The following is a 24870-nucleotide window of genomic DNA, read 5'->3' as shown; positions in this document are numbered from 1 at the left end:
AGTTACCCACAGCGGTTATCCACAGCCCCCGGGCTCAACCTGGGGACAAGTCGACAGCGCGCCCCGACAAGGTCGACAAATCGCCCTAGCCATTCCCCGATACCTCCGGGCTGTCCACAGTGCGGGGAAGAAGCCCTCGTCAGCACGGTTCGCTCGACCAACTCTTTGGAGCGAGCAATTCCCACCCAAATGAGTGCCTCAATGGCGTTTGATCACGGAATTCCCAGGGTCGGGGCGGGAAATCCACGCGATCTTCTTCGTAGTCCACAGATCTTCCGCACAGCCTGTGGATAACTAAATGCAGAGCCCGGCCCCCGGCATTCTCACAGGTGCCAATTCGGGCATAACGTCACGCGTGACAACACGCGTGACGTTATCCGGTGGGGGCGGGCGAACGCGCACCGGTAGCCTGGTGGGGTGATTGACCTTCGCCAGCTCCGTGAGGACCCCGACCGTGTTCGCGCCTCCCAGCGCGCCCGTGGAGAGGACGTCGCGCTCGTCGACGCCCTGCTCTCCGCCGATGAGCGGCGCAGGTCGTCCGGCGTCCGCTTCGACGAGCTCCGATCCAAGCAGAGGGCGCTCGGCAAGCTGATCCCCAGGGCCACCCCGGAGGAGCGCGCCGAGCTCCTCCAGAAGGCCGAACAGCTCAAGACCGACGTCAAGGCCGCCGAGGCCGAGCAGAACGAGGCCGACGACACGGCCAAGCAGCTGCTGCTCCAGCTCGGGAACATCGTCCACACCGACGTCCCGGTCGGCGGCGAGGAGGACTTCGTCGTCCTCGAGACGCACGGCACCATCCGCGACTTCGCGGCCGAGGGCTTCGAGCCCAAGGACCACCTGGAGCTCGGCGAGGCGCTCGGCGCCATCGACGTCGAGCGCGGTGCCAAGGTCTCCGGCTCGCGCTTCTACTACCTGACCGGCGTGGGCGCCCTCCTGGAGCTCGCCCTGGTCAACGCGGCGATCGCGCAGGCCACCGAGGCCGGCTTCATCCCCATGCTGACCCCGGCGCTCGTCCGTCCGCGCGCCATGGAGGGCACCGGCTTCCTCGGCCAGGCCGCGGAGAACGTGTACCACCTGGAGAAGGACGACTACTACCTCGTCGGCACGTCCGAGGTGCCCCTCGCGGCGTACCACATGGACGAGATCATCGACGCGGACAAGCTGCCCCTGCGGTACGCGGGCTTCTCGCCCTGCTTCCGCCGCGAGGCCGGCACGTACGGCAAGGACACCCGGGGCATCTTCCGCGTCCACCAGTTCGACAAGGTCGAGATGTTCTCGTACGTCGCGCCGGAGGACGCCGAGGCCGAGCACAAGCGGCTCCTGGAGTGGGAGAAGCAGTGGCTGACCGCTCTGGAGCTGCCGTTCCAGGTCATCGACGTCGCCACCGGCGACCTCGGGTCCTCCGCCTCCCGCAAGTTCGACTGCGAGGCGTGGATCCCGACCCAGGGCAAGTACCGCGAGCTGACCTCGGCCTCGAACTGCGACAGCTTCCAGGCCCGTCGTCTCTCCGTCCGCATGCGCGACGAGCAGGGCGGCAAGAAGACCGTGCAGCCGCTGGCCACCCTGAACGGCACGCTGTGCGCCGTACCGCGCACGATCGTGGCGATCCTGGAGAACCACCAGCTGCCCGACGGTTCCGTGCGCGTCCCGGAGATGCTGCGGCCCTACCTCGGTGGCCGTGAGGTCCTGGAGCCGATCGCCAAGTGAGCCCCTTCCCCTACCGCCTGGTCGCGACGGATCTCGACGGCACGCTGCTGCGCGCCGACGAGTCCGTCTCGGCCCGCACGCGGGACGCGCTCGCCGCCGTCACGGAGGCGGGCGCCGCGCACATCGTCGTCACCGGCCGGGCGGTGCCCTGGACCCGGCACATCCTGGACGACCTCGGCTACGAGGGGATCGCGGTGTGCGGGCAGGGCGCGCAGGTCTACCACGCGGGTGAGCACCGGCTGCTCACCTCGCTGACCCTGGACCGGCAGCTCGCGGGGCTCGCCCTCTCGAAGATAGAGGCGGAGGTCGGCCCGCTGGCGCTGGCCGCGAGCCGTGACGGCCTGGAGGGCGAGGTCCTGATGGGCCCCGGCTACCGGGCGCACCCGGGGCCGCTGCCGTACGTGCCGTACGAGGACCCGGCGGAGCTGTGGGCCGCGCCGCTGACCAAGCTCTACCTCCAGCACCCGACGCTGTCGGACGACGAACTGACCGGCGCCGCCCGTGCGACGGTCGGCGGTCTCGTGGACGTCGTCATGGCGGGGCCCGGTGTGGTGGAGATCCTGCCGCTCGGCCTGAGCAAGGCGACCGGTCTCTCGCTGGCGGCGCGCCGGCTGGGGGTGAAGGCGGCGGAGACGATCGCCTTCGGCGACATGCCCAACGACATCCCGATGTTCGGCTGGGCGGCCCACGGCGTGGCCATGGGCAACGCGCACGACGAACTGCGCGCGGTGGCGGACGAGGTCACCGCCTCGAACGAGGAGGACGGCATCGCCGTCGTCCTGGAGCGCCTGCTGTCGGTCTGACCGGCCGCGGGGAGAAGAAAAGGGGCGGCCCGCGTGGACCAGGTCCACGCGCTCGAAGCGGCCGCCCCCTCTTTTCGGGGGAACCCCCGTGTCCCCCGTACAACTAGTGTGCGCCGGACCCCTGTTCGGGGGCGACTGGTTTTCCGCGGGTGAGCGGGTAGCAGGCGAGGCCGATGGCCAGGGAGATCGCGTGCCCGAGGTCGGTGTACGTGCGGTCGGTGAGCAGCGGTACGACGACGAAGGCCACCGTTCCCGCGAGGTAGAGCCAGCGCCAGGGGCGGGCGAGCCGGTACGTGAGGATGCCCGCCGAGGCGGCGAGACCGTAGCTGACCCCGATGTCGACGACATGCGCCATGCTGCGCGGCAGGTCGTGGAGGCGGATGGCCACGAGGACGACCTGCTGGCTGATCAGAGTGGCCGCGATATGGGCCGTGGCGACGACGAAGAGCCATTTCGCGGTACCGAGCCACCGCTCCACGGGCGCGTGGATCAGCTCGAACAGCGCTGCGTACAGCAGCAGGTCGGCCGGGTCCTCGATCCAGAACGCGCTGCCGAGCAGGGCCCGCAGCGGATGGTGGGACAGCTGGTGGAGATTGCTGCTGTTGCGGTGCAGCAGATAGCTCTCGATGCCCTGGGGGGACAGCGCGATGACGAGGCTGGTGATCGCGATGACCGCGAGCCAGAGATGCGTACCGGGTGACGAACGCACCCACGACCTGATCGGTCGGGACGGTTCGCCACCCGGGAGGGTCTCGGGAGGCACGTGTCCGTGCCTATCACCCCGGACCGGCGGAAACCTCAGAAATTGATCATGTGTCCGGCAATGCCGTGGATCGCTTCCTTCACGGCCTCGCCCAGCGTCGGGTGCGCGTGGACGTTCCGCGCGACCTCGTGGACGGTGAGGTCCCACTGCTGCGCCAGGGTCAGCTCGGGGAGCAGCTCGGTGACGTCGGGGCCGATCAGGTGGGCGCCGATGATCTCGCCGTGCGTCCCGTCAGCGATGATCTTGACGAAGCCGGTGGCGTCGCCGAGACCGTGGGCCTTGCCGTTCGCCACGAAGGGGAACTTGGCGACCTTGACGTCGTAGCCCTTCTCGCGGGCCTGCGCCTCGGTCCAGCCGAAGCTGGCGATCTGCGGCTGGCAGTAGGTCGCGCGCGGGATCATCGGGTAGTCGAGCTCCATGGTCTCCGCGTCCCCGATGGTCTCGGCGGCGATGACACCCATGGCCTCGGCGGTGTGCGCGAGCATCAGCTTCGCGGTGACGTCACCGATGGCGTAGATGTGCGGCACGGAGGTGCGGCAGCGGCCGTCGACGTCGATCGCACCGCGCTCGGTGAGGGCGACGCCGGTGGCCTCCAGGCCGTAGCCGGTGACGTTCGGGGCGAAGCCGATGGCCTGGAGGACCTTGTCGGCTTCCAGGACCTTCTGGACGCCGTCCTTGCCGGTGACGGTGACGCGGACCTGCGGGCCGGACTCGTCGATGGCCTCGACGCGGGTCGAGGTGAGGACGTCGATGCCGAGCTTGCGGTACTGCTTCGCCAGCTCCTTGGAGACCTCTTCGTCCTCCAGCGGCGCGATCCGGTCGAGGAACTCGACGATCGTGACCTTGGTGCCGTAGTTGTTGAGGACGTACGCGAACTCGATGCCGATCGCGCCGGCGCCGGCGATGATGATCGACTGCGGGGCGTCCTCGGCGAGGATCTGCTCCTCGTACGACACGACGCGCTCGCTGCGGGCGGTGCCCGGGAGCAGTCGCGGGGTGGCGCCGGTGGCGATGATGCAGTTGTCGAACTGGATCGTCTCCGAGGTGCCGTCGGACGTGGCGACCTGGAGGGTGTTCGCGTCGAGGAAGGTTCCCCGGCCGCTGAACTCGGTGATCCCGTTCTTCTTCATGAGGAAGTGGACGCCCTTGACGCGGCCGTCCGCGACCGAGCGGCTGCGGCGGAACGCCTCGGAGTAGTCGAAGGAGACGGTGCCGTCCACCTTGATGCCGAAGGTCTTGGCCTCGTGGTTGAAGATGTGGGCCAGTTCCGCGTTGCGCAGCAGTGCCTTGGTGGGGATGCAGCCGACGTTCAGGCAGACACCGCCCCAGTACTTCTCCTCGACGACCGCGACCCGCTTGCCCAGCTGGGCGGCGCGGATGGCGGCGACGTAGCCGCCGGGGCCAGCTCCGAGTACGACGACGTCGAAGCGGTCTGACATGACTGACTCCCGAGGGTGGTGAGGGTGTTCGGTCCACGTACGGGCCCACAGTAGTCCGGTGTCCCGCCCACGGTCAGTTGTAGGATGACCGGGCAACCGGGCAAATGGAGAGGTCGGAACGGCATGGCACTCAGGACGACGGGACGGACCTCGCTGGTGGACTCCGTGGTGGACCAGCTGCGGACGCAGCTCGCGGACGGCGAGTGGGCGGTCGGCGACCGCATCCCGACCGAGCACGAGCTGGCCCAGCAGCTCGGTGTGGGCCGCAACACCGTCCGCGAGGCGGTCAGGGTCCTGGTCCACGCGGGCCTGCTCGAATCCCGTCAGGGCAACGGCACCTTCGTCAGGTCGACCGCCGACCCGGCGGCCGTGCTGCGCGGGGTACGGCACGCGGGCGCGGCCGACGTCCTCGAACTCCGGGTCGCCCTGGAGGCCGAGGCGGCGCGGCTCGCGGCGGCCCGGCGGGACACCCACGACCTGCTGCGGCTCCGGGCCGCCCTCACCACGCTGCGCGAGGAGGGCGACCGGAACGCGGACGCCGACCTCGCCTTCCACCTCGCGGTCGTCGGCGCCACCCACAACGCGGCCTTCGTCGAGGTGTACCGCTTCTTCTCCGCCCAGGTGCACGAGGTGCTCGTGGAGGCCCTCGGCGACCGGGAGATGCCGCCGGTCGACATCGACGCCCACGAGGCCCTGGTCACGGCGATCGAGGCGGGCGACCCGGAGGCGGCGGAGCGCCAGGCCCGCGAACTGCTCCGGGTCCCGATGGAGACGGTCACGGCACTGACGGAGACCTCCCGATGAGCGCGGAGACCCGGACGGCGGGTTCCGCCGCGCCCTCGCCCGTACCGCCGCCTGTGCTCGTCGACGCGGAGGCCGGGGTCGCGGCGTCGGCCGCCGGGGCGGCGGCACGGCGGGCGCTGCTCGCGCATCCGGCGCTGCTCCTGGCCGGGATCGTGCTGGCCTCGCTGAACATGCGGGCCGCGCTCGCGAGCGTGGCGCCGCTGGTGGGCGAGATATCCGGGGCCTTCGGGCTCTCCTCGACGGCGAGTTCGCTCGTGACCTCGGTGCCGGTGCTGTTCCTCGGCGTGGGCGCGCTGGTCGCGCCCTGGCTGGGGCGCCGCTTCGGCGCCGAACGCGTGCTGCTCGCGGCCCTGCTGCTGCTCGCCGTCGGCATCCTCGCGCGCGTGCTGCCCTCCGTGTACGCGCTGTACGGCGGCGGCATCCTCGTCGGCACCGCGATCGCCCTGCTCAACGTGCTGATGCCGGGCCTGATCAAGCGTGACTTCCCGGACCGGGCCGCGGCGATGACCTCGGTCTACACGGGCGCGATGATCGCCGGTGCGACGGTCGCGGCGGCGGCCGCGGTGCCGCTGGAGAAGGCGCTCGGCGGTGGCTGGGAGGGCTCGCTCGCCTTCTGGTCCCTGCTCGCCGTGGTCGCCGCGGTCGCCTGGCTGCCCCAGGTGCTGATCGCCCGGGGCCGCACGGGTCACGAGGTACGGGCCGTCCCGGCCGCCGGCGCCCGCCCGGTGAGCGTCTGGCGCTCGGCGCTCGCCTGGCAGGTCACGCTCTTCATGGGCCTGCAGTCGCTGTGGTCGTACGTGCTGATCGCCTGGATGCCGACGATCTTCACCGACCACGGGATGAGCCGCTCCACGGCCGGTGTCGTCTTCGCCTTCAACAACCTCATCCAGGTCGCGGGCGCCTTCGTGGTGCCGCTGCTCGCCGGCCGGATGCGGAGCCAGCGTCCACTGATCGTGCTGGTCACCACGCTGGTCGCGGCCGGTTACGCCGGTCTGATGGTGGCGCCGGTGGAGGGGGCCTGGCTCTGGTCGGCGGTGCTCGGGGTCGGCCAGGGCGGGGCGGTCGGTCTCGCCCTCACCCTGATCGTGCTGCGCTCCGGGGACGCGGTGACCGCGGCCCGGCTGTCCGGGATGGCCCAGACGGTCGGCTATCTGCTCGCCGCGGCGGGCCCGCTCGCGGCCGGCGCCCTGCACCAGGCCACCGGCTCCTGGACGCTGCCGATCTGTGTGGTCCTCGGCGTCTGCGCGGCGGCCCTCACCGTGGGGCTCTTCGCCGCCCGGGACCGGACGGTGTGAGGGGAGGGGGGTTGCGGTGCGGCTCCGGGGTGGGGCTCCCGGGGTGGGGCGCCCGGCCTCGGAGCCGTACCGCTTCCGTTTCCGCTTCTACTCCTCGCCCGCCAGCTTGAGCGTGCGGAGCTTGAAGCCGGCGAACCAGGTCGCCACGATCGTGACCGCGGAGAGGAGAACGACCGCCGTGGTGAGGCTGACCTCCGAGGTGATCAGGCCGTCGCCGGTGACCTTCTCGGCGAGGGCGAGCGCCCACTGCTGGACGCTCAGGGTGCGCGCCCCCTCGATCAGGGAGCCGAACAGGGCCTCCCACACCAGGGCGTAGACCAGGCCGATGACCACCGCGTGGCGGCTGATCGTGCCGAGCAGCAGGAACAGCGCGCTGTAGGCGATGGAGGCCACGAGCGCCGCCACCGTGTACGCCACGGCCACCTGCTGGCCGTTGCCGTTGAGGATGAAGCCGGCGATGAACGTCGGTACCGCCGAGAAGACCATCGTCACCGCGATCGCGACGATCAGCTTCGTGAAGATGATCGAGGGCCGCTTCACCGGCTTGGACAGCAGATAGACGATCGAGCCGTCGTCGATCTCGGGTCCGATCGCTCCCGTACCGGCGATCACGCCGATCAGCGGGACCATCGTGGCCAGCGCGAAGCCGCCGAGGACGTCGGCCGCGACCTGGTCGTCCGCACCGTTGAAGGCGCGCACCGCCGCGGCGATGAGCAGCAGCATGCCGGGCAGCAGGAAGAGGATCAGGGCCCGGCGGCGGCCGAGGAGGGCCCGGTAGGTGAGCCGGGCGACTGTGGGGTTGTACATCGGTCAGGCTCCTTTCAGGCCGCGACGAGGTATGAGAAGACCGATTCGAGGGACTCGTCCGAGGGCGAGACCGTCAGCAGACGGATCCCCCCCTCGCGCGCGACCTTCGGCAGCAGCTCGGTGAACCGCCCGAAGTCCACCGCCTGAATGCGCAGTCCGCCGTCCACCTGGTCGACCTCGATGCCTGCCGTGGACGGGTCGGCGATCAGCGCCGCGGCGAGTGCCCGGTCGTCGCTGGAGCGGACCAGGTAGCGGTGCGGCCGGTCCGTCATCAGCCGGCGGATCTTGCGGAAGTCGCCGGAGGCCGCGTGGCGCCCGGCCACGATCACCTCGATGTGGGAGGCGAGCTGCTCGACCTCCTCCAGGATGTGCGAGGAGAACAGCACCGTGCGGCCGTCCGCGCCCATCTGCCGCAGCAGGTCCATCAGCTGCATGCGCTGGCGCGGGTCCATGCCGTTGAACGGCTCGTCCAGCAGCAGCACCGACGGGTTGTGCACGAGGGCCGAGGCCATCTTCACGCGCTGCCGCATGCCCTTGCTGTACGTGGAGATCTTGCGGTCCTGCGCGTACTCCATCTCGACCGTGGCCAGGGCCTGCTGGGCCTCCTTGGCGCCGAGACCCTGCAGTTCCGCGTTCGCCACGACGAATTCGCGGCCGGTGAGGAAGTCGTACATCGCCTCCCGCTCGGGCACGACGCCGATCTCTCGGTAGACCGACTCGTTCCCCCAGATCGTCTGCCCGTCGAGGGTGACGCTGCCGGTGGAGGGGTCGAGGAAGCCGCCCATCATGTTGATCAGGGTGGACTTGCCCGCGCCGTTCGGCCCGAGGAGGCCGGTGACACCCGGGCCCACGGTCATCGTGACGTCGTTCACGGCCACGACGTTTCCGAACCAGCGGGAGACGTGGTCGATGGAGAGAATGCTCATGGGCGCAGCCCATTCCTTGGAGGGGTGGTGGCGGGCGACGGGAGGGCGGTCACAGCCCGACCTTTCGGTAGCGGCGCATCAGGATGCCGTACGAGCCGGCGACGAGCGCGAGGACGACCAGCAGGTAGACCGCGCCGACACCGGCGCCCGGTCCCTCGCCTCCGGGGAAGGAGGAGGGCGCGCCGAGGAAGGCGGTCTGCACGCCGTCGATGAGCGTGATCGGCGAGAACAGGCCGAGCCAGGAGATGGCGCCGAGGTTGTCCGTGCCGTACGCGATGCCCTGGAGCGTGGAGACCGCTCCGTACGAGATCGTCAGCACGCCGATCACGGCGGCGACACCGAAGCCGCGGCGCGGGGTGAGCGCCGCCATGACCAGTCCGACGCCGCCGAACAGCAGCGAGAGCAGGGTCACGGAGACCAGTCCCTGGCCGAACATCTGCGTCTGCGTGCCGAAGTCCATCTTGGCAAGCAGGGAGCCGATCCAGAGGATCAGGAGGGGGACCGCGGTCAGCAGGAAGAGCGCCGAGGCCATCGCGCCGAACTTGGCGAGCACGTAGTCCGCGCGCTCGATCGGCCGGGAGAAGTACAGCGACACGCTCCGGAACCGGAGGTCGCGGGAGACCGACTGCGGCGCCTGGGAGGCCAGGTAGATGCCGATGACGACCTGCAGGAAGATCGCGTACTGCGTGTACTCGATCGACAGCTTGGACTGCTTGGTGACGACCGCCACCGCGACGATGATCAGCGCGGGTACGCACATCACGCCGAAGAGCAGCATCGGCAGCACCTTGGACTTGGCGCTGCGGCCCAGGCCGTACGCGCCGCGCAGGGACTGCGAGAACAGCGACCTGCGCGCGTACGCCCGGCCGAGACGCGGCCCGTCGTAGGAGCGGTAGCCGATGTTGTGGATGCGGGTCGTGTCGGGAGCGGCCTGGGAGGGCTGCGGGATCTGGGTGCTCATCGGGCCGGCACCTCCTCGTGCTGGGGCGCCTCGGGGCGGAAGACCTCGGCGATGTGGTGGCGGCGCTGCTCCATGCGGACGAGACCGAGGCCGAGGTCGGCGACGGTGTCCCGCACGAGGTCGTACGTCTCCTCGCCCGCGGCCTCCAGGAGGAGGATGTGGCCGGCGCCGGGCAGACCCTCCTCCACGCCCTCGTGGAGCGTGACGCCCGCGGCGGTGAGGGCGGCACGGAGGGCCGCCGTCCCGTCGGTGTGAAGGTCGGAGTCGGTGACCTCGACGGCGAGCGTCGTCGTCGTCCGGGTGAAGTCGCTGGTGGAGCTGGAGCGGAGGAGCCGGCCGCCGTCGATGACGACGACGTGGTCGCAGGTGCGCTCCAGCTCCCCGAGGAGGTGCGAGGTGACGAGGACGGAGATGCCGAAGTCGGTCCAGACCCGGCGGATCAGTCCCAGCATCTCGTCCCGGCCGACCGGGTCCAGACCGTTCGTCGGCTCGTCCAGGAGGACCAGCTTCGGGTCGTGGACCAGGGCCTGGGCGAGCTTCACGCGCTGCTTCATGCCGGTCGAGTAGCCGCCCATCGGGCGGTACCGCTCCTCGTACAGACCGACGTGCCGCAGGGTGTCCGCGGTCCGCTCGCGGGCGGCGGTCGCGGGCAACCCGGACATCCGCGCCATGTGGACGACGAACTCGGTGGCCGAGACGTCCGGCGGGAGGCAGTCGTGCTCGGGCATGTAGCCCACGCGCTCACGGATCTCGGCGCCGTGCGTCTGCACGTCCATGCCGAGGACGTGGGCGGTGCCCTCCGTGGCGGGGGAGAGTCCGAGCAGGATTTTGATCATGGTGGACTTGCCGGCTCCGTTGGCACCCACGAGTCCGGTCACACCGGGTCCGATGTCCAGGGAGAGCCGGTCAAGAGCGGTCACCCGGGGGAACCGCTTGCTGAGGCTTTCGGTCGCGATCACAGTCACGCCTTCGACGGTAGTGGCCTGCGCCACAGCGGTCGTCAGCCCAACGGCTCGATCCTTGTCCGACCAGAGGAGTACAAGCCAGTAGGGGAGCTCGCGACGAAAGTCTTTTTCCACAGGCCGGCGGCGGCTCGCGGCGCGACGGGACGACCGCTTTTCCACAGGGCGTCGTCCGACCCCTTGACGCAGCCGCCGAGCATTGTCACATTCATCGGTGTCAAGTTACGGACGCGTAGCGCAGTCGGGCGCTCACACGGGACGGCGGGTGGCATGGCCTCAGCGATGACAGGCGAACTCTCCGCGGAGCTGCGGGGGTTCAGGGAAGTACAGCGGCTCTCCTACGAGTGCGCGGAGGCCGTCGCGGCTCAGCTCAAGCCGGGGGTGACCGAGCGCGAGGCCGCGCGGATGCAGCGCGAGTGGCTGTACGAGCGGGGGGTGCGGGACTGGTTCCACCGGCCGTTCGCCTGGTTCGGGGACCGCACCGCCTTCGTCGACTTCAAGATCCCGCTGCAGTTCTTCCCGACGAACCGGCGCCTCGAGGCGGGGATGCCGTTCATCCTCGACATGGCCCCGGTGTTCAAGGGGTACACGGCCGACATCGGCTACAGCGGCTGCCTGGGGCTCGACCCCCTGCACGACAAGCTGCTGGCCGATCTCCAGGACCACCGCGAGCTGATCCTGCGCGAGGTGCGCGAGCGCCGCACGCTCCGCGAGATCTACCAGGACGTGGACCGGCTCATGGTCCGCCAGGGGTACGCGAACCGGCACCGGGCCTATCCCTTCGGCGTCATCGCCCACAAGATCGACCGGGTGAAGGAGCGCCGCTGGTCGCCGACCGTCTTCGGCTTCGGCACCCAGGCGCTCAAGGGCCTCGCGAGCGACGCCCTGCACGGGCACCGGGACGGTTGGTCGCCGCTCTGGTCGCCGTACACGTTCTCCGACCACCCGCCGCAGCCCGGCCTGTGGGCGGTCGAGCCGCATCTCGGATTCCGGGGGACGGGCGCGAAGTTCGAGGAGATCCTGGTCGTCACCGACTCCCGGGACCCCGAGCAGAGCGCGTTCTGGCTGGACGACGATCTGCCGCACGTGCGGCGCTGGAACGAGGGGGCGGTCTGATGGCGGGGCTCAACGGAGCGCGGGAGCGCTGGGTCCGTACGGGCGGGATCGAGCTGTGTGTCGCCGAACTCGGCGAGGAGGGCCGGCCCACCGTGCTGCTCGTGCACGGCTACCCGGACTCCAAGGAGGTGTGGACGGAGGTCGCCACCCGGCTCGCCGAGGACTTCCACGTCGTCCTCTACGACATCCGCGGCCACGGCCGCTCGACCGCGCCGGCACCGCTGCGCGGCGGCTTCACCCTGGAGAAGCTGACGGACGACTTCCTCGCGGTCGCCGACGCCGTCAGCCCCGACCGGCCGGTCCACCTCGTCGGCCACGACTGGGGCTCGGTGCAGTCCTGGGAGTTCGTGACCGTCCCCCGCACCGAGGGCAGGATCGCCTCCTTCACCTCCATGTCGGGGCCCTCCCTCGACCACTTCGGGCACTGGATCAAGCGGCGGATGACCCGGCCCACCCCGCGCCGGGTCGGCCAACTCCTCGGCCAGGGAGCCAAGTCCTGGTACGTGTACATGCTGCACACGCCCGTGCTGCCGGAGCTCGCCTGGCGCGGCCCGCTCGGCAAGCGCTGGCCGAAGATCCTGGAGCGCATCGAGAAGGTCCCCGCCGGTGACTACCCGACGCCCTCGCTGCCGAGCGACGCGGCGCACGGAGCCTGGCTCTACCGGGACAACGTCCGGGCCCGCCTCGGCAGGCCGCGCCCCGACGCGTACGCGCACGCGCCCGTGCAGCTGATCACGCCGACCGGCGACGCCTTCCTCTCCGAGCGGCTCTACGACGACCTCGGCGACTGGGTGCCGGACCTGACCCGGCGCACGCTGCCGGCGAAGCACTGGGTGCCGCGCACCCGGCCCGACCAGCTGTCCGCCTGGATCGGCGCATTCGTCCGGACGCACGAGGAGCCGGCGACCAGGGCACCCGAGCCGGTCGCGGCGACGGTGGCGAAGAGCGGGGTGAAGCCGGCCTACGCGGAGCGGTTCGGCGGCCAGCTGGTCCTGGTGACCGGGGCGGCCAGCGGCATCGGACGGGCCACCGCCTTCGCGTTCGCGGAGGCCGGCGCCCGGGTCGTCGCCGTCGACCGGGACACCGAGGGCGCGGTCCGCACGGCCGAGATGGCCCGGCTGATCGGCGCCCCGGAGGCCTGGGGCGAGACCGTCGACGTCGCCGACGAACAGGCGATGGAGAAGCTCGCCGCCAAGGTGGCGAGTGAGTACGGAACCGTCGACGTCCTCGTCAACAACGCGGGGATCGGGCTCACCGGCTCCTTCTTCGACACGACCAGCGAGGAGTGGAGGCGGGTCCTCGACGTCAATCTGTGGGGCGTGATCCACGGATCCCGGGTCTTCGGCGCACAGATGACGGCGCGCGGCCAGGGCGGCCACATCGTCAACACCGCGTCCGCCGCGGCGTTCCAGCCCTCCCGCGCCCTGCCCGCGTACAGCACGTCGAAGGCTGCGGTGCTGATGCTCAGCGAGTGCCTGCGCGCCGAGCTGGCCGACCAGGGCATCGGGGTGTCCGCGATATGCCCCGGCATCGTCAACACCAACATCACGGCGACCGCGCGGTTCGCGGGAGTCACCGACGAGGCGGAGGAGAAGCGGCGCCAGCGGAAGGCCTCCCGGCTGTACGGCCTGCGGAACTTCCCCCCGGAGAAGGTCGCGGACGCGATCCTGGGGGCGGTCCTGCACAACCGTGCGGTCGTCCCGGTGACACCCGAGGCACGGGGCGCGCACTTCCTGTCCCGGCTCAGCCCGGGGACGCTGCGGGCCTTCGCGCGGTGGCAGCCGCCGGCCTAGGCCTGTCCCGCGGCCCCGGCCTGATCGGCAAGACACCCCCTAGGTCGGGCCGGAGCGGCGGTCGTACGATCGGTCCCCTGCAGGAGGGCCCCGCGGCGGCGGGGTGGAGAGAGCGGTCGGTGGGAGCGGGTTTGTCCGAGCAGTCAGCACAGCCGGAGTACCGGATCGAGGATCTCGCCCATCACAGCGGGGCCACGGTCCGGACGATCCGCGCCTACCAGGACCGAGGGCTGCTGCCCCGCCCGGAGCGGCGGGGCAGGTCGAACGTGTACGGGGACGCGCACCTCGCACGACTCCGGCAGATCGCCGACCTCCTCGACCGGGGCTACACCCTGGCCTCGATCAAGGAGCTCCTGGAGGCCTGGGACACCGGGCGGGGACTCGGCGGGGTCCTCGGTCTGGTCGCGGAGGTGCACGGCCCGTGGACGGACGAGGAGGCGGACCGGATCTCCCGTGCGGAGCTCGATGCCCGCTTCGGCGGCACGCCGGACGAGGCGGCCATTCTGGAGGCCGTCGAACTCGGCGTACTGGAGCGACTCCCGGACCGGGAGACGGAGGAGTACCTCGTACCGAGCCCCCAGGAGCTCGCCGTGGCCGCCGAGTTGTACGCGGCGGGGGTACCGCTCGCGGCAATCACAGGACACCTGAGGGAACTTCGGGACCAGGTGGAGCACATAGCGTCCCGTTTCCTGGAGTTCACGACCGAGCACGTCTTCGCGCGCTATCTGGAGCACCGGCCGCCCACGGACGCGGACGCGAACGAGGCGGCGACGATGGTCCGGCGCCTTCGGCCGCTGGCCCAGCAGACGGTGGACGCCGAACTGGCACGGGCGATGCGCCTGTTGGCCACCCGGCACCTGCAGCTCCATCTGTCGCCGCACGCGCCTCCGGCGAAGGACGACGAGCCGCGGCCGGTGGCGCTACCGGCCGGGACGGTGCGGGCCGTTCAGGGTCTGGTGGGCCCGGAAGGGGTCGCGGCCTTCGTCGCGGCCGCCGCCGAACGAGAGGTCCACAAACGGACATTGGACACTCTCGCCTCAAGTCACCTCATTGGTGGTGAATTCACCCAATCCACTTGAAATCCAAAGCGTGTTGTCCACAGAATCGCCAACTGGCCTGTGGATAACTCACTTTGGCTGTGGATCAAACCTGTGTACCAAAATCAATGGCCCGGCGATCCGGGCTCCGCCATCCTGACGGAATGACCCGACAACAGCCCCGACCACAACCGCCGGACGAACGCCGTACGGTGAGGATCTCGAAGTACCTCTCCAAGCATCTGCGCCACCAGCCCGAGCGCATCGGCCTCGTCCTCGATCCCCAGGGCTGGACGGAGATCGACGCGCTGCTCGCGGCACTCGCCCGGAACGACTTCCCGATCACCCGCGCGGAACTCGACCACGTCGTCGCGACCAACGACAAGAAGCGCTTCGCCGTCGAGGGCACCCGCATCCGCGCCAGCCAGGGCCACACCGTCGAGGTGGACCTCGACCTGCCGCCCGCGGAACCGCCCGCGTACCTCTACCACGGTACGGTCGCCGCGGTGCTTCCCGCGATCCGGGCGGAGGGGCTGCGTCCCATGGCCCGCCACCACGTCCATCTCTCTCCCGACCGGGAGACCGCGACCCGGGTCGGCGCACGCCGCGGCCGGCCGGTCGTGATCGCCGTCGACGCCGGCGCCATGCACCGGGCCGGACACGTCTTCCGCGTCAGCGCCAACGGGGTCTGGCTCGCGGACGCCGTCCCGCCGGAGTTCCTCCGCTTTCCCGGCTGAGACCGGTCTGTGGCGGAGACCGGTCTGCCGGAGACCCGATCTGTTGCCGCGCCGGATCCGCAGCCGAGACGGATCCGCTGCCGAGACGGATCTGCTGCCGAGGCTGCCCGGCCACGGCACGACTGAGGCATGATCGTTCCCATGGCTCACCCGCACCTGCCCAGCACCGAAGCAGCCGTCGTCGCGATCCGCGAACTCGCCCAGGAGTTCAACCTGGAGATGACGGTGACCGACGACATCGGCGCGGACCAGACGTCCCGGCGTACGTCCTCCGGCGCGTTCGCCGTCCTCGACGACGACGGCTCGCTGCCGCACGAGGCCTACGTCGAACTGGGCGGCTCGCCCTCCGTCACCGTCCAGGTCTTCCCCGAGGACGACGCCCGGATCATCGTCGACGGCATCGAGTTCGCGGACGTCCCCCGCGATTCCGTCCCCGCCTTCGTCCGCGCGGTCCACGGCGGCACCGCCCACGTGAAGGGACGTTTCTTCCCACCCGGCTGGTGGCTGGTCGTCCCGCTGCCCGGCGACGAGACGTACAAGGAGCTCGTCCCCGGCTCCTCGCTCACCCCCTGGATGAACCGCAACGTCCGCTGAACCTCCCGCGCGTATCGTGGCAGTCATGCGCTTGAGTACGGTGATCCTCCCCATCCACCGATGGAGCGAGGGGCAGAAGACCTGGCAGCGGGCCGAAGACCTCGGTTTCCACGCCGCTTACACCTACGACCACCTGTCCTGGCGGACCTTCCGGGACGGCCCGTGGTTCGGGGCCCTGCCCACGCTCACGGCGGCGGCCACGGCCACCGAGCGGATCCGGCTCGGCACGCTCGTGACCTCGCCGAACTTCCGCCACCCGGTGACGCTCGCCAAGGAGCTGATGGCGCTCGACGACATCTCCGGCGGACGGATCACCCTCGGCATCGGCGCGGGCGGCAACGGCTTCGACGCCACCGCGCTGGGGCAGGAGCCGTGGACGCCGAAGGAGCGCGCCGACCGTTTCGCCGAGTTCGTGCCGCTGCTCGACCGGCTCCTCACCGAGGACACGGTGACCCGGCGGGGGACCTTCTACTCGGCGGACGAGGCCCGGAACATCCCCGGTTGCGTCCAGCGCCCCCGCCTGCCGTTCGCGGTCGCGGCGACCGGTCCGCGCGGACTGAAGCTGGCGGCCCGGTACGGGCAGGCGTGGGTGACGACGGGTGACCCGAAGATCTTCGAGGAAGGCACCCCGGAGCAGTCGGTGGCGGCGCTGCGCGGCCAGATCGAGAAGCTCGGCAAGGCGTGCGCCGACACCGGTCGCGAGGTGGCCGAGCTCGACAAGGTCCTGCTGACGGGCTTCACCCCGGACCGCGGGCGCCCGCTGGAGTCCGTGGACGCGTTCGTCGACTTCGCGGGGCGCCACCGCGAGCTGGGCTTCACCGAGATCGTGATCCACTGGCCGATCCCGGACTCGGACTTCGCCGCCGACCAGCAGGTTTTCGAGCGGATCGCCACGGAGGCGCTCGCACAGCTGGGCTGACGGCACGACGCCGGCCGCTCGGGCAGCCGAGGCGGGTGTTCGCCCGGTGGATCAGGCGATCCGCCGGGCGTGGCCCCGCCACAGGGCCAGCAGGACGAGGGAGCCGACCGGTTCCGGACTCGCCGCGCAGACGTCGAAGTGGCTGACCCGGCACGTGTCGGACGGCACGGCGGAACCCAGGTTCACCGCGGTTCCGTCCCCCGCGACCCGCCACCGGCTGCCTGCCGGGACGGCGGTGGTGGCCAGCTCCCCGGGCTCGATCATGATCCAGCGGCCCCGCACCGTCCGGTACCAGGTGCCGCGGCCCCCGCACCGCCGGCAGGCGGAGGTGGCCGGCCCCGCCACCCTCGGTACGGAGGATGCGGATCCCCCGGAACGGGGCTCCGGTACGCCGACGGCCGCGCGGGGCACGTCCCGTATCGCCTCCCCGAAGCGGACGTCCCGCACGACACCGCCGCGCACCGCGGACGCCGCGGCGTCCGTGAACGAAGCAGCGTCGACCAGGCCCGCCAGGACGTCCCCCACCAGCACCGGGTCCCGGGTGGGATGCGCCGCACCGGCTCCCTCGCACTGCGGGCAGAGGAGCATGCCGAGACTCGGGACCCACGTCCCGTACGGCGCACCGCAGGAGTCACACTCGTCGTTTCTCCGGCCCGAGCCCATGCCCCGCCCCCTTGAGACGTCATCAGCTCTCAGGGATCTTCCCCGTCAGCCCGAAAACGAACGGACGTTTACGGCCACGTCGGGGCGTAAGCACCCGGCCGCCGGGGAAGGGCCCGCCCGAAAACCGGCCACTCATATGTGCGGCTCCCCGCACGCCCGTGCGCTCGGTGCGGAAGAATGGTGCGGTGACCACTCCCCGTTCCCCGCGCACGCCTGCCCCGACGGTCCAACTGATCGCCACCGACCTCGACGGCACGCTCCTGCGCGACGACAAGTCCCTGTCCGAGCGCACGGTCGCCGCCCTCGCCGCCGCCGAGCAGGCCGGGATCGAGGTCTTCTTCGTCACCGGCCGCCCGGCCCGCTGGATGGATGTCGTCAGCGACCACGTCCACGGCCACGGCCTCGCGATCTGCGCCAACGGCGCCGCCGTCGTCGACCTCCACGCCGGAGGCACCTTCATCGAGGTGCGCCCACTGGAGCGGCCGGCCGCCATGGACGTCGTCGTGGCCCTGCGCGCCGCCGCGCCCGGAACCTCCTTCGCGGTCGAGCTGACCACCGGCATCCACTACGAGCCGCACTACCCGCCGTTCCACCTCGACCCCGGCGCGACCGTCGCCACCGCCGAGAAGCTCCTCTTCGAGGAGGCGCCCGGCGCCGCGGCCCCCGTCCTGAAGCTGCTCGCCAAGCACCCGGACCTCGACCCCGACGTCTTCCTCGCGGTGGCCAGGGAGGCCGCCGGAGACCGGGCGTCGTTCACCCGCTCGGGACCCTCCGCCCTGATCGAGATCAGCGGCCTCGGTGTCTCCAAGGCGTCCACCCTGGCCCGGTGCTGCGCCGAGCGGGGGATCACGGCCGACGAGGTCGCGGCCTTCGGCGACATGCCCAACGACATCGAGATGCTGAGCTGGGCGGGCCGTTCGTACGCGATGGGCGAGTCCCACCCCGATGTGATCGCCGCCGCCTCTGGGCGCACCGTCGGCAACAACGAGGACGGGGTGGCCGTGGTCGTCGAACAGCTGGTGGCCGAGGCACTGCGCGCGGCCGGAACCACGGCACCGCAGGGCTGAGCCTCAGGCCACAGGCTTCAAGCCACCGGCCAAAGCCACCGGTCTAAGGCTTCAGCCACACGCCTCAGGCTTCAGGTCTCAGGCCACAAGCCTGAGACCTCGGGTCTACAGCGGCGCCTCCCACACCACCGTCGTCCCGCCGCCGTCCTCCCCGATGCCCGGCCCGCACCAGCTCGCGCCGCCCAGCGACTCGGCGCGGCGCGCCAGGTTGCGCAGGCCGCTGCGGCGCCCGCCCGCGGGGATGCCGATGCCGTCGTCGGCGACTTCGAGCCGTACCCCGGCGGAGCCGTCGGGCAGGGTGACGCCGGCGTCGACCACCACCTCGATCCGGCTCGCCTCCGCGTGCCGGAAGGCGTTGGACAGCGCCTCGCGCAGGGCGGCGATGAGGTTCTTGCCGGTGAGGTCGCCGACCGTCGCGTCGATCGCGCCGAGAAAGCGGTGCGCGGGCTTGAAGCCCAGCGGCACGGCCGCCATGTTGATCTCCCGCAGGACGCGCGTGCGCAGCCCCGACGGGGCCTCGGCGGGGCCCTGCTGGAGCGCGAAGATCGCCGTACGGATCTCCTGGATGGTCACGTCCAGCTCGTCCACGGCCTTGCCGACGCCCTCGCGGACGGCCGGCACGATCGACCGGCGCTGGGCGCTCTCCAGCATCATGCCGGTGGCGAAGAGCCGCTGGATGACGAGATCGTGCAGGTCCCGGGCGATCCGGTCGCGGTCCTCGTAGACGGCGAGGCGTTCCCGGTCCCGCTGCGCGTCGGCCATCATCAGGGCCAGCGCCGCCTGCGAGGCGAACTGGGTGGCGAGCGTCCGCTCCGTCTCGGTGAACTGGCGCCCGCCCCGCACCCGGGGGGTGGCAAGCGCGCCGAGCACCCGCCCGCCGCTCTGCAGCGGCAGCATCATGCTGGGGCCGTACGGGGAGGTCAGCCGGCTGATCATGCGGGGGTCCGACGAGGCGTCCGCCGCGAAGACCGCCTCGCCCTCCAGGAGCCGCCGCACCACGGCGCTCTCGGGCGGGATCACCACGCCCAGCGACTTCGTGGGCCGGGGCGAGGAGACGGCGACGATCTCCAGGCCGCCGTCCTCGGCGGGCAGCATCACGATCCCCGCGTCGGCGTCGGCGAGGCGGCGGGCCTGCTCCGCGACGACCGTGAGGGCGTCGTCCGCGTCCCCGCCGGAGAGCAACGCGGTGGTGACGGCGACGGAGCCGTCGATCCACCGCTCGCGCTGGCGGGCGGCCTCGTACAGGCGGGCGTTGCCGATGGCGATGCCCGCCTCGGTGGCGAGCACCCGGACCATGTGGACGTCGTAGTCGTTGAACTCGCCGCCGCCGTTCTTCTCCGCGAGGTACAGATTGCCGAAGATCTCGCCCTGGACCCGAATGGGAACACCGAGGAAGGTCCGCATCGGCGGGTGTCCGGGAGGGAAGCCCGCAGAGCGCGGATCGGCGGAGAGGTCGGCGAGGCGGATCGTCTGGGGGTCGCGGATGAGCGCGCCGAGCAGTCCCGCGTGGCCGTCGGGACGGTGCCCGATCCGGTGGGCCACCTCCTCGTCGACGCCGAAGGTGACGAAGTCGGACAGCCCCTTGCCCTCCTCGTCGACGACGCCGATGGCGGCATAGCGGGCGTCGGCGAGTTCGGCGGCGGTCTCGCAGATGCGGTCGAGGGTGGAGTGGAGTTCGAGCCCGGTGCCCACCGAGCGCATGGCTTCCAGGAGCTGTGGCACGCGGGCGGTGAGCTCCGTGGACAGCCCCTGGAGGCTGCGGGTGGCCTGGGTGGCGGCTTCCAGGGGGTCCGAGGCGTCGGACGCTGCGGCGGTCATGGGCTTGAGCCTAGTAAGTCCTATTTGGCGAGAAAAGTCAGCCGGTGCCTACAGTCGTGGCCCCAGGGGCTCCCGGTCGCTCCCGGTGGTCGTCACCGCGCCCGCGCCGACGGCCAGCAGATCGGTCTCCCGCTCCTGTTCCAGCATCCGGCGCAGCGGTCCGTCCGCCTCGGCGAGCTCCGCGTACGGGCCGCGCTGCACGGTCCTGCCCTCGTCCAGGACGAGCACCTCGTCGACCGTGTCGAGTCCGTGCAGCCGGTGGGTGATCAGGACGGTCGTACGGCCTTCGGTGGCCCGGAGCAGATCGTCGGTGAGCGCGTCGGCGGTGGCCAGGTCCAGGTGCTCGGCCGGCTCGTCGAGGACGAGGACGGGGAAGTCGGCGAGCAGCGCGCGGGCGAGCGCCAGGCGCTGCCGCTGACCGCCGGACAGCCGGGAGCCGTGCTCGCCCACGAGCGTGTCGAGCCCCTCCGGGAGTCCGTCCACCCAGTCGAGCAGCCGGGCCCGGCGCAGCGCCTCGCGGAGTTCCTCGTCGCTCGCCCCGGTTCGGGCGAGCCGCAGGTTCTCGCGGACGGAGCTGTCGAAGAGGTGGGCGTCCTGGGCGCAGAGGCCGACGAGCCGCCGCACCGCGTCGCCGTCGAGCTCCTGGGCGGACACCCCGCCGAGCCGGTACGTGCCGGACTCCACGTCCAGGAACCGCAGCAGCACCTGGGCGAGCGTGGTCTTGCCGGAGCCCGAGGCACCGACGACGGCGACCCGGCGTCCGGCCTCCAGGGTGAGCCGGAAGTCGGCCAGCGCCTCCCGGTCCTGCCCGGCGTGCCGGGCGGAGAGCCCGGACAGCTCCAGCGGGAACGGGCTCGCCGGGGGAGTCGCGGGCCGGCCGGGCTCGTGTACGGGGACGGGGGCGTCGAGCACCTCGAAGACCCGCTCGGCACTGTGCTTGACGCGCTGCCGGTACTGGACGGCGAGCGGCAGCCCGGTGACGGCCTCGAAGGCGGCGAGCGGCGTGAGGACGACCACGGCGAGGGCCACGCCGTCGAGCCGCCCGTCCGCCACGGCCCGGACGCCGACGACCGCGGCAGCCGCGACCGTCAGGCCGCAGACCAGGGCGGAGAGTCCGGCGCCGAGCGCGGCGGCCGCGGCCTGCCGGGAGGCGATACCGGTGAGGGTCCGGTCGGCGGCCCGCGTCCGTTCGAGCCGGTCGCGCAGGGCGCCGGCCACGGTCAGCTCGGCGCAGCCGCGCAGCAGATCCGCCACGGCGGTCGCCAGGGCGCCGCGCGCGGGGGCGAGCCGCCGTTCGGCACGGCGGGCGAGCGCACCGCTGACCGCCGGCACGAGGACACCCGCGACGAGCAGGCCCACGGCGAGGACGGCACCGGCCTCGGGCAGCAGCCAGGCGGTGAACCCGGCGGACGCGACGCCCACGACGAGCGCGGCGCCCGCCGGGAGCAGCCAGCGGAGCCAGTAGTCCTGGAGCGCGTCGACGTCCTGGACGAGCCGGGAGAGCAGGTCCCCGCGGCGGGTGCGGCGCAGCCCGGCGGGCGCGATCCGCTCCAGGCGGCGGTAGACGGAGACCCGAAGCTCGGCGAGCATCCGGAGGACGGCGTCGTGCGAGACGAGCCGCTCGGCGTACCGGAAGACGGCCCGCCCGATGCCGAACGCGCGCGTGGCGGTGACGGCCACCATCAGATAGAGCACGGGCGGCTGTTCGGAGGCACGCGAGATGAGCCATCCGGACACGGCCATGAGCCCCACGGCGGACCCGAGCGCCAGACTCCCCAGCAGCAGAGCGAGCCCCATCCGCCCCTTGAGCTCGCCGGCCATGCTCCGAACCCGTGTGAGAACGGCCGCCGGACCCGAGGTGGGCGTGTGTTCCGCCTCGGACGGAACCGCTGGGCGCGGCCCCACAGCGGCGCTGCCCTCCGGCTCCGCACCCGCACCACCGGCGCCCGCGCCTTCCGCACCACCGGCACCGGCACCCTCGCCCGACGGTGCCGCGCCGACCCGCACCACCCGATCCGCCACCGCGAGCAACGCCGGCCGATGCGCCACCAACAGCACCGTCCGCCCCGCCGCCAGCCGCCGCACCGCGTCGACTACCCCCGCCTCCGTCTCCCCGTCCAGCGCCGCCGTCGGCTCGTCGAGCAGCAGCACCGGCCGGTCGGCGAGGAATCCCCGCGCCAGCGCGAGCCGCTGCCGCTGGCCCGCCGAGAGTCCGGCCCCGTCCTCACCGAGCGCGGAGTCGAGCCCCTGCGGCAGGTCCGAGACGAACCCGTCCGCCCCTGCGTCCCGCAGGGCCTCCCGTACGGCCTCGTCCGAGGCGTCCGGGCGGGCGAGCCGTACGTTCTCGGCGATCGTCCCCGCGAAGAGGTACGGCCGCTGCGGCACCCAGGCGATCCGCGACCGCCAGGCCTCCAGGTCCAGCGAGGCGAGCGGCTCGCCCCCGACCCGTACGGAACCGCCCTCCTCCGGCACGGCGAACCCGAGGACGACATCGAGCAGCGTCGACTTCCCGGCCCCGCTCGGCCCGACCAGGGCCACCGTCTCCCCGGGCTCGACCGTCAGGGACAGCGCGTCCAGCGAGGGCTCGGCACGCCCGGCGTGACGTACCGTCACGCCCTCAAGATCCAGCCGTACGGACTCCGGGGCCGCGCCTCCGCCCCCGTCCCGTACCGGCTCCTCCAGGACGTCGAAGATCTCCTCCGCCGCCGCGAGCCCCTCCGCCGCCGCGTGGAACTGCGCGCCGACCTGCCGCAGCGGCAGATAGGCCTCGGGCGCCAGGATCAGGATGACGAGACCGGTGTACAGGTCGAGCTCGCCGTGCACGAGGCGCATGCCGATGGTCACGGCGACGAGAGCGACCGACAGGGTCGCCAGGAGTTCCAGGGCGAAGGAGGAGAGGAAGGCGATCCGCAGCGTACGCATGGTCGCCCGGCGGTACTCCGAGGTGATCGCGCGGATCGACTCGGCCTGGGCCTTCGCCCGGCCGAAGATCTTGAGGGTGGGAAGCCCGGCCACCACGTCCAGGAAGTGCCCGGAGAGCCGGGAGAGCAGCTTCCACTGCCGATCCATCCGGGCCTGGGTGTACCAGCCGATGAGGATCATGAAGACCGGGATGAGCGGCAGGGTGACGACGATGATCGCCGCCGAGACCCAGTCCTCGGTGACGATCCGGGCCAGTACGGCCACGGGCACGACGACCGCGAGCCCGAGCTGGGGCAGATAGCGGGCGAAGTAGTCGTCGAGGGCGTCCACACCGCGCGTGGCGAGGGCGATCAGCGAGCCGGCCTTCTGGCCGCTGAGCCAGCCCGGCCCGAGCGCGGCCGCACGGTCGAGAAGCCGGCCGCGGAGTTCGGACTTGACCGCCGCGCTCGCCCGGTGGGCGGCGAGCTCGGTCAGCCAGGAGACCAGCCCCCGTGCCGCCGCGATGCCCGCGAGCAGCAACAGGGGGGTGGTCAGGGCGGAAACCGACTGGCCCTTCTGGAAGGACCCCACCACGATCTCGGCGATGAGCATCGCCTGGGCGATGACCAGCGCGGCCCCGACGAGGCCGAGCATGACCACCGCGATCAGGAAGACACGGGTGGCCCTGGCGTACCGGAGCAGGCGCGGATCGATCGGTTTCACGTGAAACATGCTCCCTGGAAAGGGCCGGCTAGTGGGACCCGGCGATGTGCTGCGTACCGATCCGCTTGCGGAACACCCAGTAGGTCCAGCTCTGGTAGAGCAGCACCAGCGGGGTCGCGATCGCCGCGCACCAGGTCATGATCTTGAGCGTGTAGGGGCTCGACGACGCGTTCGTCACGGTAAGGCTCCACTCCGGGTTGAGCGAAGACGGCATGACGTCCGGGAAGAGCGCGAGGAAGAGCATCGCCACGGCTGCGGTGATGGTGACGCCCGAGAGCGCGAACGACCAGCCCTCGCGCCCCACCTTGATCGCGGCGATCGCCCCGACCAGAGCCACCACGGCGATCAGCATCGCCGCGAGGCTCCAGCTGTCCCCGGTGTCGATCTGGGTCCAGATCAGGAAGCCGACCGCGGCCACCGCCGTGACCAGGCCCAGCTTGAGCGCGAGCGCCCGTGCCCGGATCCGGATGTCGCCGACCGTCTTGAGCGAGACGAAGACCGTGCCGTGGAAGGTGAAGAGCGTCAGCGTGACCAGGCCGCCGAGGAGCGCGTACGGGTTGAGCAGATCCCAGAAGCTCCCGACGAACTCCATGTTCTCGTCGATCTTCACGCCCCGGACGATGTTGCCGAAGGCCACACCCCAGAGGAACGCGGGGATCAGCGACGTCCAGAAGATGGCCTGCTCCCAGTTGCGCTGCCAGTCCTCCTCGGGCCGCTTCGCCCGGTACTCGAAGGCGACGCCCCGGATGATCAGGCAGACCAGGATGATCAGCAGGGGCAGGTAGAAGCCGGAGAACAGCGTCGCGTACCACTCGGGGAACGCGGCGAAGGTCGCACCGCCGGCGGTGAGCAGCCACACCTCGTTGCCGTCCCAGACGGGCCCGATGGTGTTGATGAGGACCCGCTTCTCGGGCCGGTCGCGGGCGAGCAGCTTGGTGAGGATCCCGACCCCGAAGTCGAAGCCCTCGAGGAAGAAGTAGCCGATCCAGAGGACGGCGATGAGTACGAACCAGACGTCGTGGAGTTCCATGCCTC

The 24870-nt window shown here is 71.5% G+C and carries 21 protein-coding genes; 11 read left to right on the top strand and 10 right to left on the bottom strand.

All coding sequences use genetic code 11. The features are described 5' to 3' along the window. Positions 1-417: 417 nt before the first annotated feature. Positions 418-1707, top strand: a complete 1290-nt coding sequence (serS, locus tag E0F75_RS09395; protein WP_187622018.1) for a serine--tRNA ligase — start codon at positions 418-420, stop codon at positions 1705-1707. Then, positions 1704-2510, top strand: coding sequence for an HAD family hydrolase (locus E0F75_RS09390; protein WP_187622017.1), 807 nt, complete (start codon positions 1704-1706; stop codon positions 2508-2510). The genes serS and E0F75_RS09390 overlap by 4 nt, the downstream gene beginning before the upstream one ends. Before the next feature lie 103 nt (positions 2511-2613). On the opposite strand, the gene E0F75_RS09385 is transcribed toward E0F75_RS09390, so the two are convergent. Together E0F75_RS09385 and lpdA are read right to left on the bottom strand one after the other, a co-directional pair. Beyond that, entirely contained in the window at positions 2614-3273 is a 660-nt protein-coding gene (locus E0F75_RS09385) for a rhomboid-like protein (protein WP_187622016.1), read from the bottom strand. 35 nt (positions 3274-3308) lie between these two features. Further along, positions 3309-4712 (bottom strand): dihydrolipoyl dehydrogenase, encoded by a 1404-nt coding sequence (lpdA, locus tag E0F75_RS09380; RefSeq protein WP_187622015.1) that lies wholly within the window; start codon positions 4710-4712, stop codon positions 3309-3311. Between the two features lie 123 nt (positions 4713-4835). On the opposite strand from lpdA, the gene E0F75_RS09375 reads away from it, so the two are divergent. Together E0F75_RS09375 and E0F75_RS09370 are read left to right on the top strand one after the other, a co-directional pair. Then, the gene (locus tag E0F75_RS09375) at positions 4836-5516 is read left to right on the top strand and encodes a FadR/GntR family transcriptional regulator (RefSeq protein WP_187622014.1); all 681 of its coding nucleotides are present in this window, start codon (positions 4836-4838) and stop codon (positions 5514-5516) included. Further along, positions 5513-6811, top strand: a complete 1299-nt coding sequence (locus tag E0F75_RS09370) for an MFS transporter (RefSeq protein ID WP_187622013.1) — start codon at positions 5513-5515, stop codon at positions 6809-6811. The genes E0F75_RS09375 and E0F75_RS09370 overlap by 4 nt, the downstream gene beginning before the upstream one ends. 87 nt (positions 6812-6898) lie before the next feature. On the opposite strand, the gene E0F75_RS09365 is transcribed toward E0F75_RS09370, so the two are convergent. Genes E0F75_RS09365 through E0F75_RS09350 form a run of 4 tightly spaced genes read right to left on the bottom strand, consistent with a single transcriptional unit; the run spans position 6899 to position 10464 of the window. Continuing rightward, positions 6899-7618, bottom strand: a complete 720-nt coding sequence (locus E0F75_RS09365) for an ABC transporter permease (RefSeq protein WP_030318027.1) — start codon at positions 7616-7618, stop codon at positions 6899-6901. A 14-nt stretch (positions 7619-7632) separates the two neighbouring features. Further along, complete coding sequence (locus E0F75_RS09360) at positions 7633-8544, bottom strand: ABC transporter ATP-binding protein (protein WP_187622012.1); 912 nt, start codon at positions 8542-8544, stop codon at positions 7633-7635. A 49-nt stretch (positions 8545-8593) separates the two neighbouring features. Continuing rightward, complete coding sequence (locus tag E0F75_RS09355; RefSeq protein WP_187622011.1) at positions 8594-9505, bottom strand: ABC transporter permease; 912 nt, start codon at positions 9503-9505, stop codon at positions 8594-8596. Then, positions 9502-10464 carry an ABC transporter ATP-binding protein gene (locus E0F75_RS09350; protein WP_187622175.1) on the bottom strand — a complete coding sequence of 321 codons (963 nt, stop codon included), beginning with the start codon at positions 10462-10464 and terminating at the stop codon, positions 9502-9504. The genes E0F75_RS09355 and E0F75_RS09350 overlap by 4 nt, the downstream gene beginning before the upstream one ends. 285 nt (positions 10465-10749) lie before the next feature. Here E0F75_RS09350 and E0F75_RS09345 point away from each other — a divergent pair, with 285 nt between their 5' ends. The 6 genes from E0F75_RS09345 to E0F75_RS09320 all read left to right on the top strand — a co-directional run bounded on the left by E0F75_RS09345 (position 10750) and on the right by E0F75_RS09320 (position 16663). Continuing rightward, positions 10750-11583: a M24 family metallopeptidase gene (locus E0F75_RS09345; RefSeq protein WP_187622010.1), complete on the top strand. Its 834-nt coding sequence runs from the start codon at positions 10750-10752 to the stop codon at positions 11581-11583. Beyond that, positions 11583-13376 carry an SDR family oxidoreductase gene (locus tag E0F75_RS09340; protein ID WP_187622009.1) on the top strand — a complete coding sequence of 598 codons (1794 nt, stop codon included), beginning with the start codon at positions 11583-11585 and terminating at the stop codon, positions 13374-13376. Before E0F75_RS09345 ends, E0F75_RS09340 begins: the two co-directional genes overlap by 1 nt. A gap of 131 nt (positions 13377-13507) precedes the next feature. Further along, complete coding sequence (locus E0F75_RS09335) at positions 13508-14455, top strand: MerR family transcriptional regulator (protein ID WP_187622008.1); 948 nt, start codon at positions 13508-13510, stop codon at positions 14453-14455. Between the two features lie 122 nt (positions 14456-14577). Beyond that, positions 14578-15150 carry an RNA 2'-phosphotransferase gene (locus E0F75_RS09330; RefSeq protein WP_187622007.1) on the top strand — a complete coding sequence of 191 codons (573 nt, stop codon included), beginning with the start codon at positions 14578-14580 and terminating at the stop codon, positions 15148-15150. 141 nt (positions 15151-15291) lie between these two features. After that, entirely contained in the window at positions 15292-15744 is a 453-nt protein-coding gene (locus E0F75_RS09325; RefSeq protein ID WP_187622006.1) for a hypothetical protein, read from the top strand. Positions 15745-15769: 25 nt separating this feature from the next. After that, positions 15770-16663: an LLM class flavin-dependent oxidoreductase gene (locus tag E0F75_RS09320; protein ID WP_187622005.1), complete on the top strand. Its 894-nt coding sequence runs from the start codon at positions 15770-15772 to the stop codon at positions 16661-16663. Positions 16664-16714: 51 nt separating this feature from the next. Here the strand turns inward: E0F75_RS09320 and E0F75_RS09315 are convergent, their stop codons facing one another. After that, positions 16715-17251: a DUF6083 domain-containing protein gene (locus E0F75_RS09315; protein ID WP_229312598.1), complete on the bottom strand. Its 537-nt coding sequence runs from the start codon at positions 17249-17251 to the stop codon at positions 16715-16717. A 260-nt stretch (positions 17252-17511) separates the two neighbouring features. Here E0F75_RS09315 and E0F75_RS09310 point away from each other — a divergent pair, with 260 nt between their 5' ends. Continuing rightward, positions 17512-18393 (top strand): HAD hydrolase family protein, encoded by an 882-nt coding sequence (locus E0F75_RS09310; RefSeq protein ID WP_187622004.1) that lies wholly within the window; start codon positions 17512-17514, stop codon positions 18391-18393. 105 nt (positions 18394-18498) lie between these two features. Here the strand turns inward: E0F75_RS09310 and E0F75_RS09305 are convergent, their stop codons facing one another. The 3 genes from E0F75_RS09305 to cydB are packed head-to-tail and all read right to left on the bottom strand — an operon-like array spanning position 18499 to position 24865. Beyond that, positions 18499-20211, bottom strand: a complete 1713-nt coding sequence (locus tag E0F75_RS09305) for a GAF domain-containing sensor histidine kinase (RefSeq protein WP_187622003.1) — start codon at positions 20209-20211, stop codon at positions 18499-18501. A 48-nt stretch (positions 20212-20259) separates the two neighbouring features. Continuing rightward, on the bottom strand, positions 20260-23835 hold the full coding sequence (cydD, locus tag E0F75_RS09300; protein ID WP_187622002.1) for a thiol reductant ABC exporter subunit CydD: 3576 nt from the start codon (positions 23833-23835) through the stop codon (positions 20260-20262). A 28-nt stretch (positions 23836-23863) separates the two neighbouring features. After that, positions 23864-24865, bottom strand: a complete 1002-nt coding sequence (gene cydB, locus E0F75_RS09295) for a cytochrome d ubiquinol oxidase subunit II (protein WP_187622001.1) — start codon at positions 24863-24865, stop codon at positions 23864-23866. Positions 24866-24870 lie beyond the last annotated feature (5 nt).

It is taken from the genome of Streptomyces sp. CB02980 (assembly GCF_014451325.2).
In the GTDB taxonomy this organism is placed as follows: domain Bacteria; phylum Actinomycetota; class Actinomycetes; order Streptomycetales; family Streptomycetaceae; genus Streptomyces.
Note: the sequence above shows the minus strand (reverse complement) of the source record. Positions and strands in the feature narration are given on the sequence as shown.

What these genes read in the sequence shown, in the direction of transcription:
- E0F75_RS09345 (WP_187622010.1), top strand. Translation starts at nt 10,750, where the DNA reads ATGACAGGCGAACTCTCCGCGGAGCTGCGGGGGTTCAGGGAAGTACAG.
- E0F75_RS09365 (WP_030318027.1), bottom strand. Translation starts at nt 7,618, where the DNA reads ATGTACAACCCCACAGTCGCCCGGCTCACCTACCGGGCCCTCCTCGGC.
- E0F75_RS09330 (WP_187622007.1), top strand. Translation starts at nt 14,578, where the DNA reads ATGACCCGACAACAGCCCCGACCACAACCGCCGGACGAACGCCGTACG.
- E0F75_RS09360 (WP_187622012.1), bottom strand. Translation starts at nt 8,544, where the DNA reads ATGAGCATTCTCTCCATCGACCACGTCTCCCGCTGGTTCGGAAACGTC.
- E0F75_RS09355 (WP_187622011.1), bottom strand. Translation starts at nt 9,505, where the DNA reads ATGAGCACCCAGATCCCGCAGCCCTCCCAGGCCGCTCCCGACACGACC.
- E0F75_RS09320 (WP_187622005.1), top strand. Translation starts at nt 15,770, where the DNA reads ATGCGCTTGAGTACGGTGATCCTCCCCATCCACCGATGGAGCGAGGGG.
- E0F75_RS09315 (WP_229312598.1), bottom strand. Translation starts at nt 17,251, where the DNA reads ATGCTCCTCTGCCCGCAGTGCGAGGGAGCCGGTGCGGCGCATCCCACC.
- cydB (WP_187622001.1), bottom strand. Translation starts at nt 24,865, where the DNA reads ATGGAACTCCACGACGTCTGGTTCGTACTCATCGCCGTCCTCTGGATC.
- E0F75_RS09340 (WP_187622009.1), top strand. Translation starts at nt 11,583, where the DNA reads ATGGCGGGGCTCAACGGAGCGCGGGAGCGCTGGGTCCGTACGGGCGGG.
- E0F75_RS09375 (WP_187622014.1), top strand. Translation starts at nt 4,836, where the DNA reads ATGGCACTCAGGACGACGGGACGGACCTCGCTGGTGGACTCCGTGGTG.
- E0F75_RS09370 (WP_187622013.1), top strand. Translation starts at nt 5,513, where the DNA reads ATGAGCGCGGAGACCCGGACGGCGGGTTCCGCCGCGCCCTCGCCCGTA.
- E0F75_RS09305 (WP_187622003.1), bottom strand. Translation starts at nt 20,211, where the DNA reads ATGACCGCCGCAGCGTCCGACGCCTCGGACCCCCTGGAAGCCGCCACC.
- lpdA (WP_187622015.1), bottom strand. Translation starts at nt 4,712, where the DNA reads ATGTCAGACCGCTTCGACGTCGTCGTACTCGGAGCTGGCCCCGGCGGC.
- E0F75_RS09325 (WP_187622006.1), top strand. Translation starts at nt 15,292, where the DNA reads ATGGCTCACCCGCACCTGCCCAGCACCGAAGCAGCCGTCGTCGCGATC.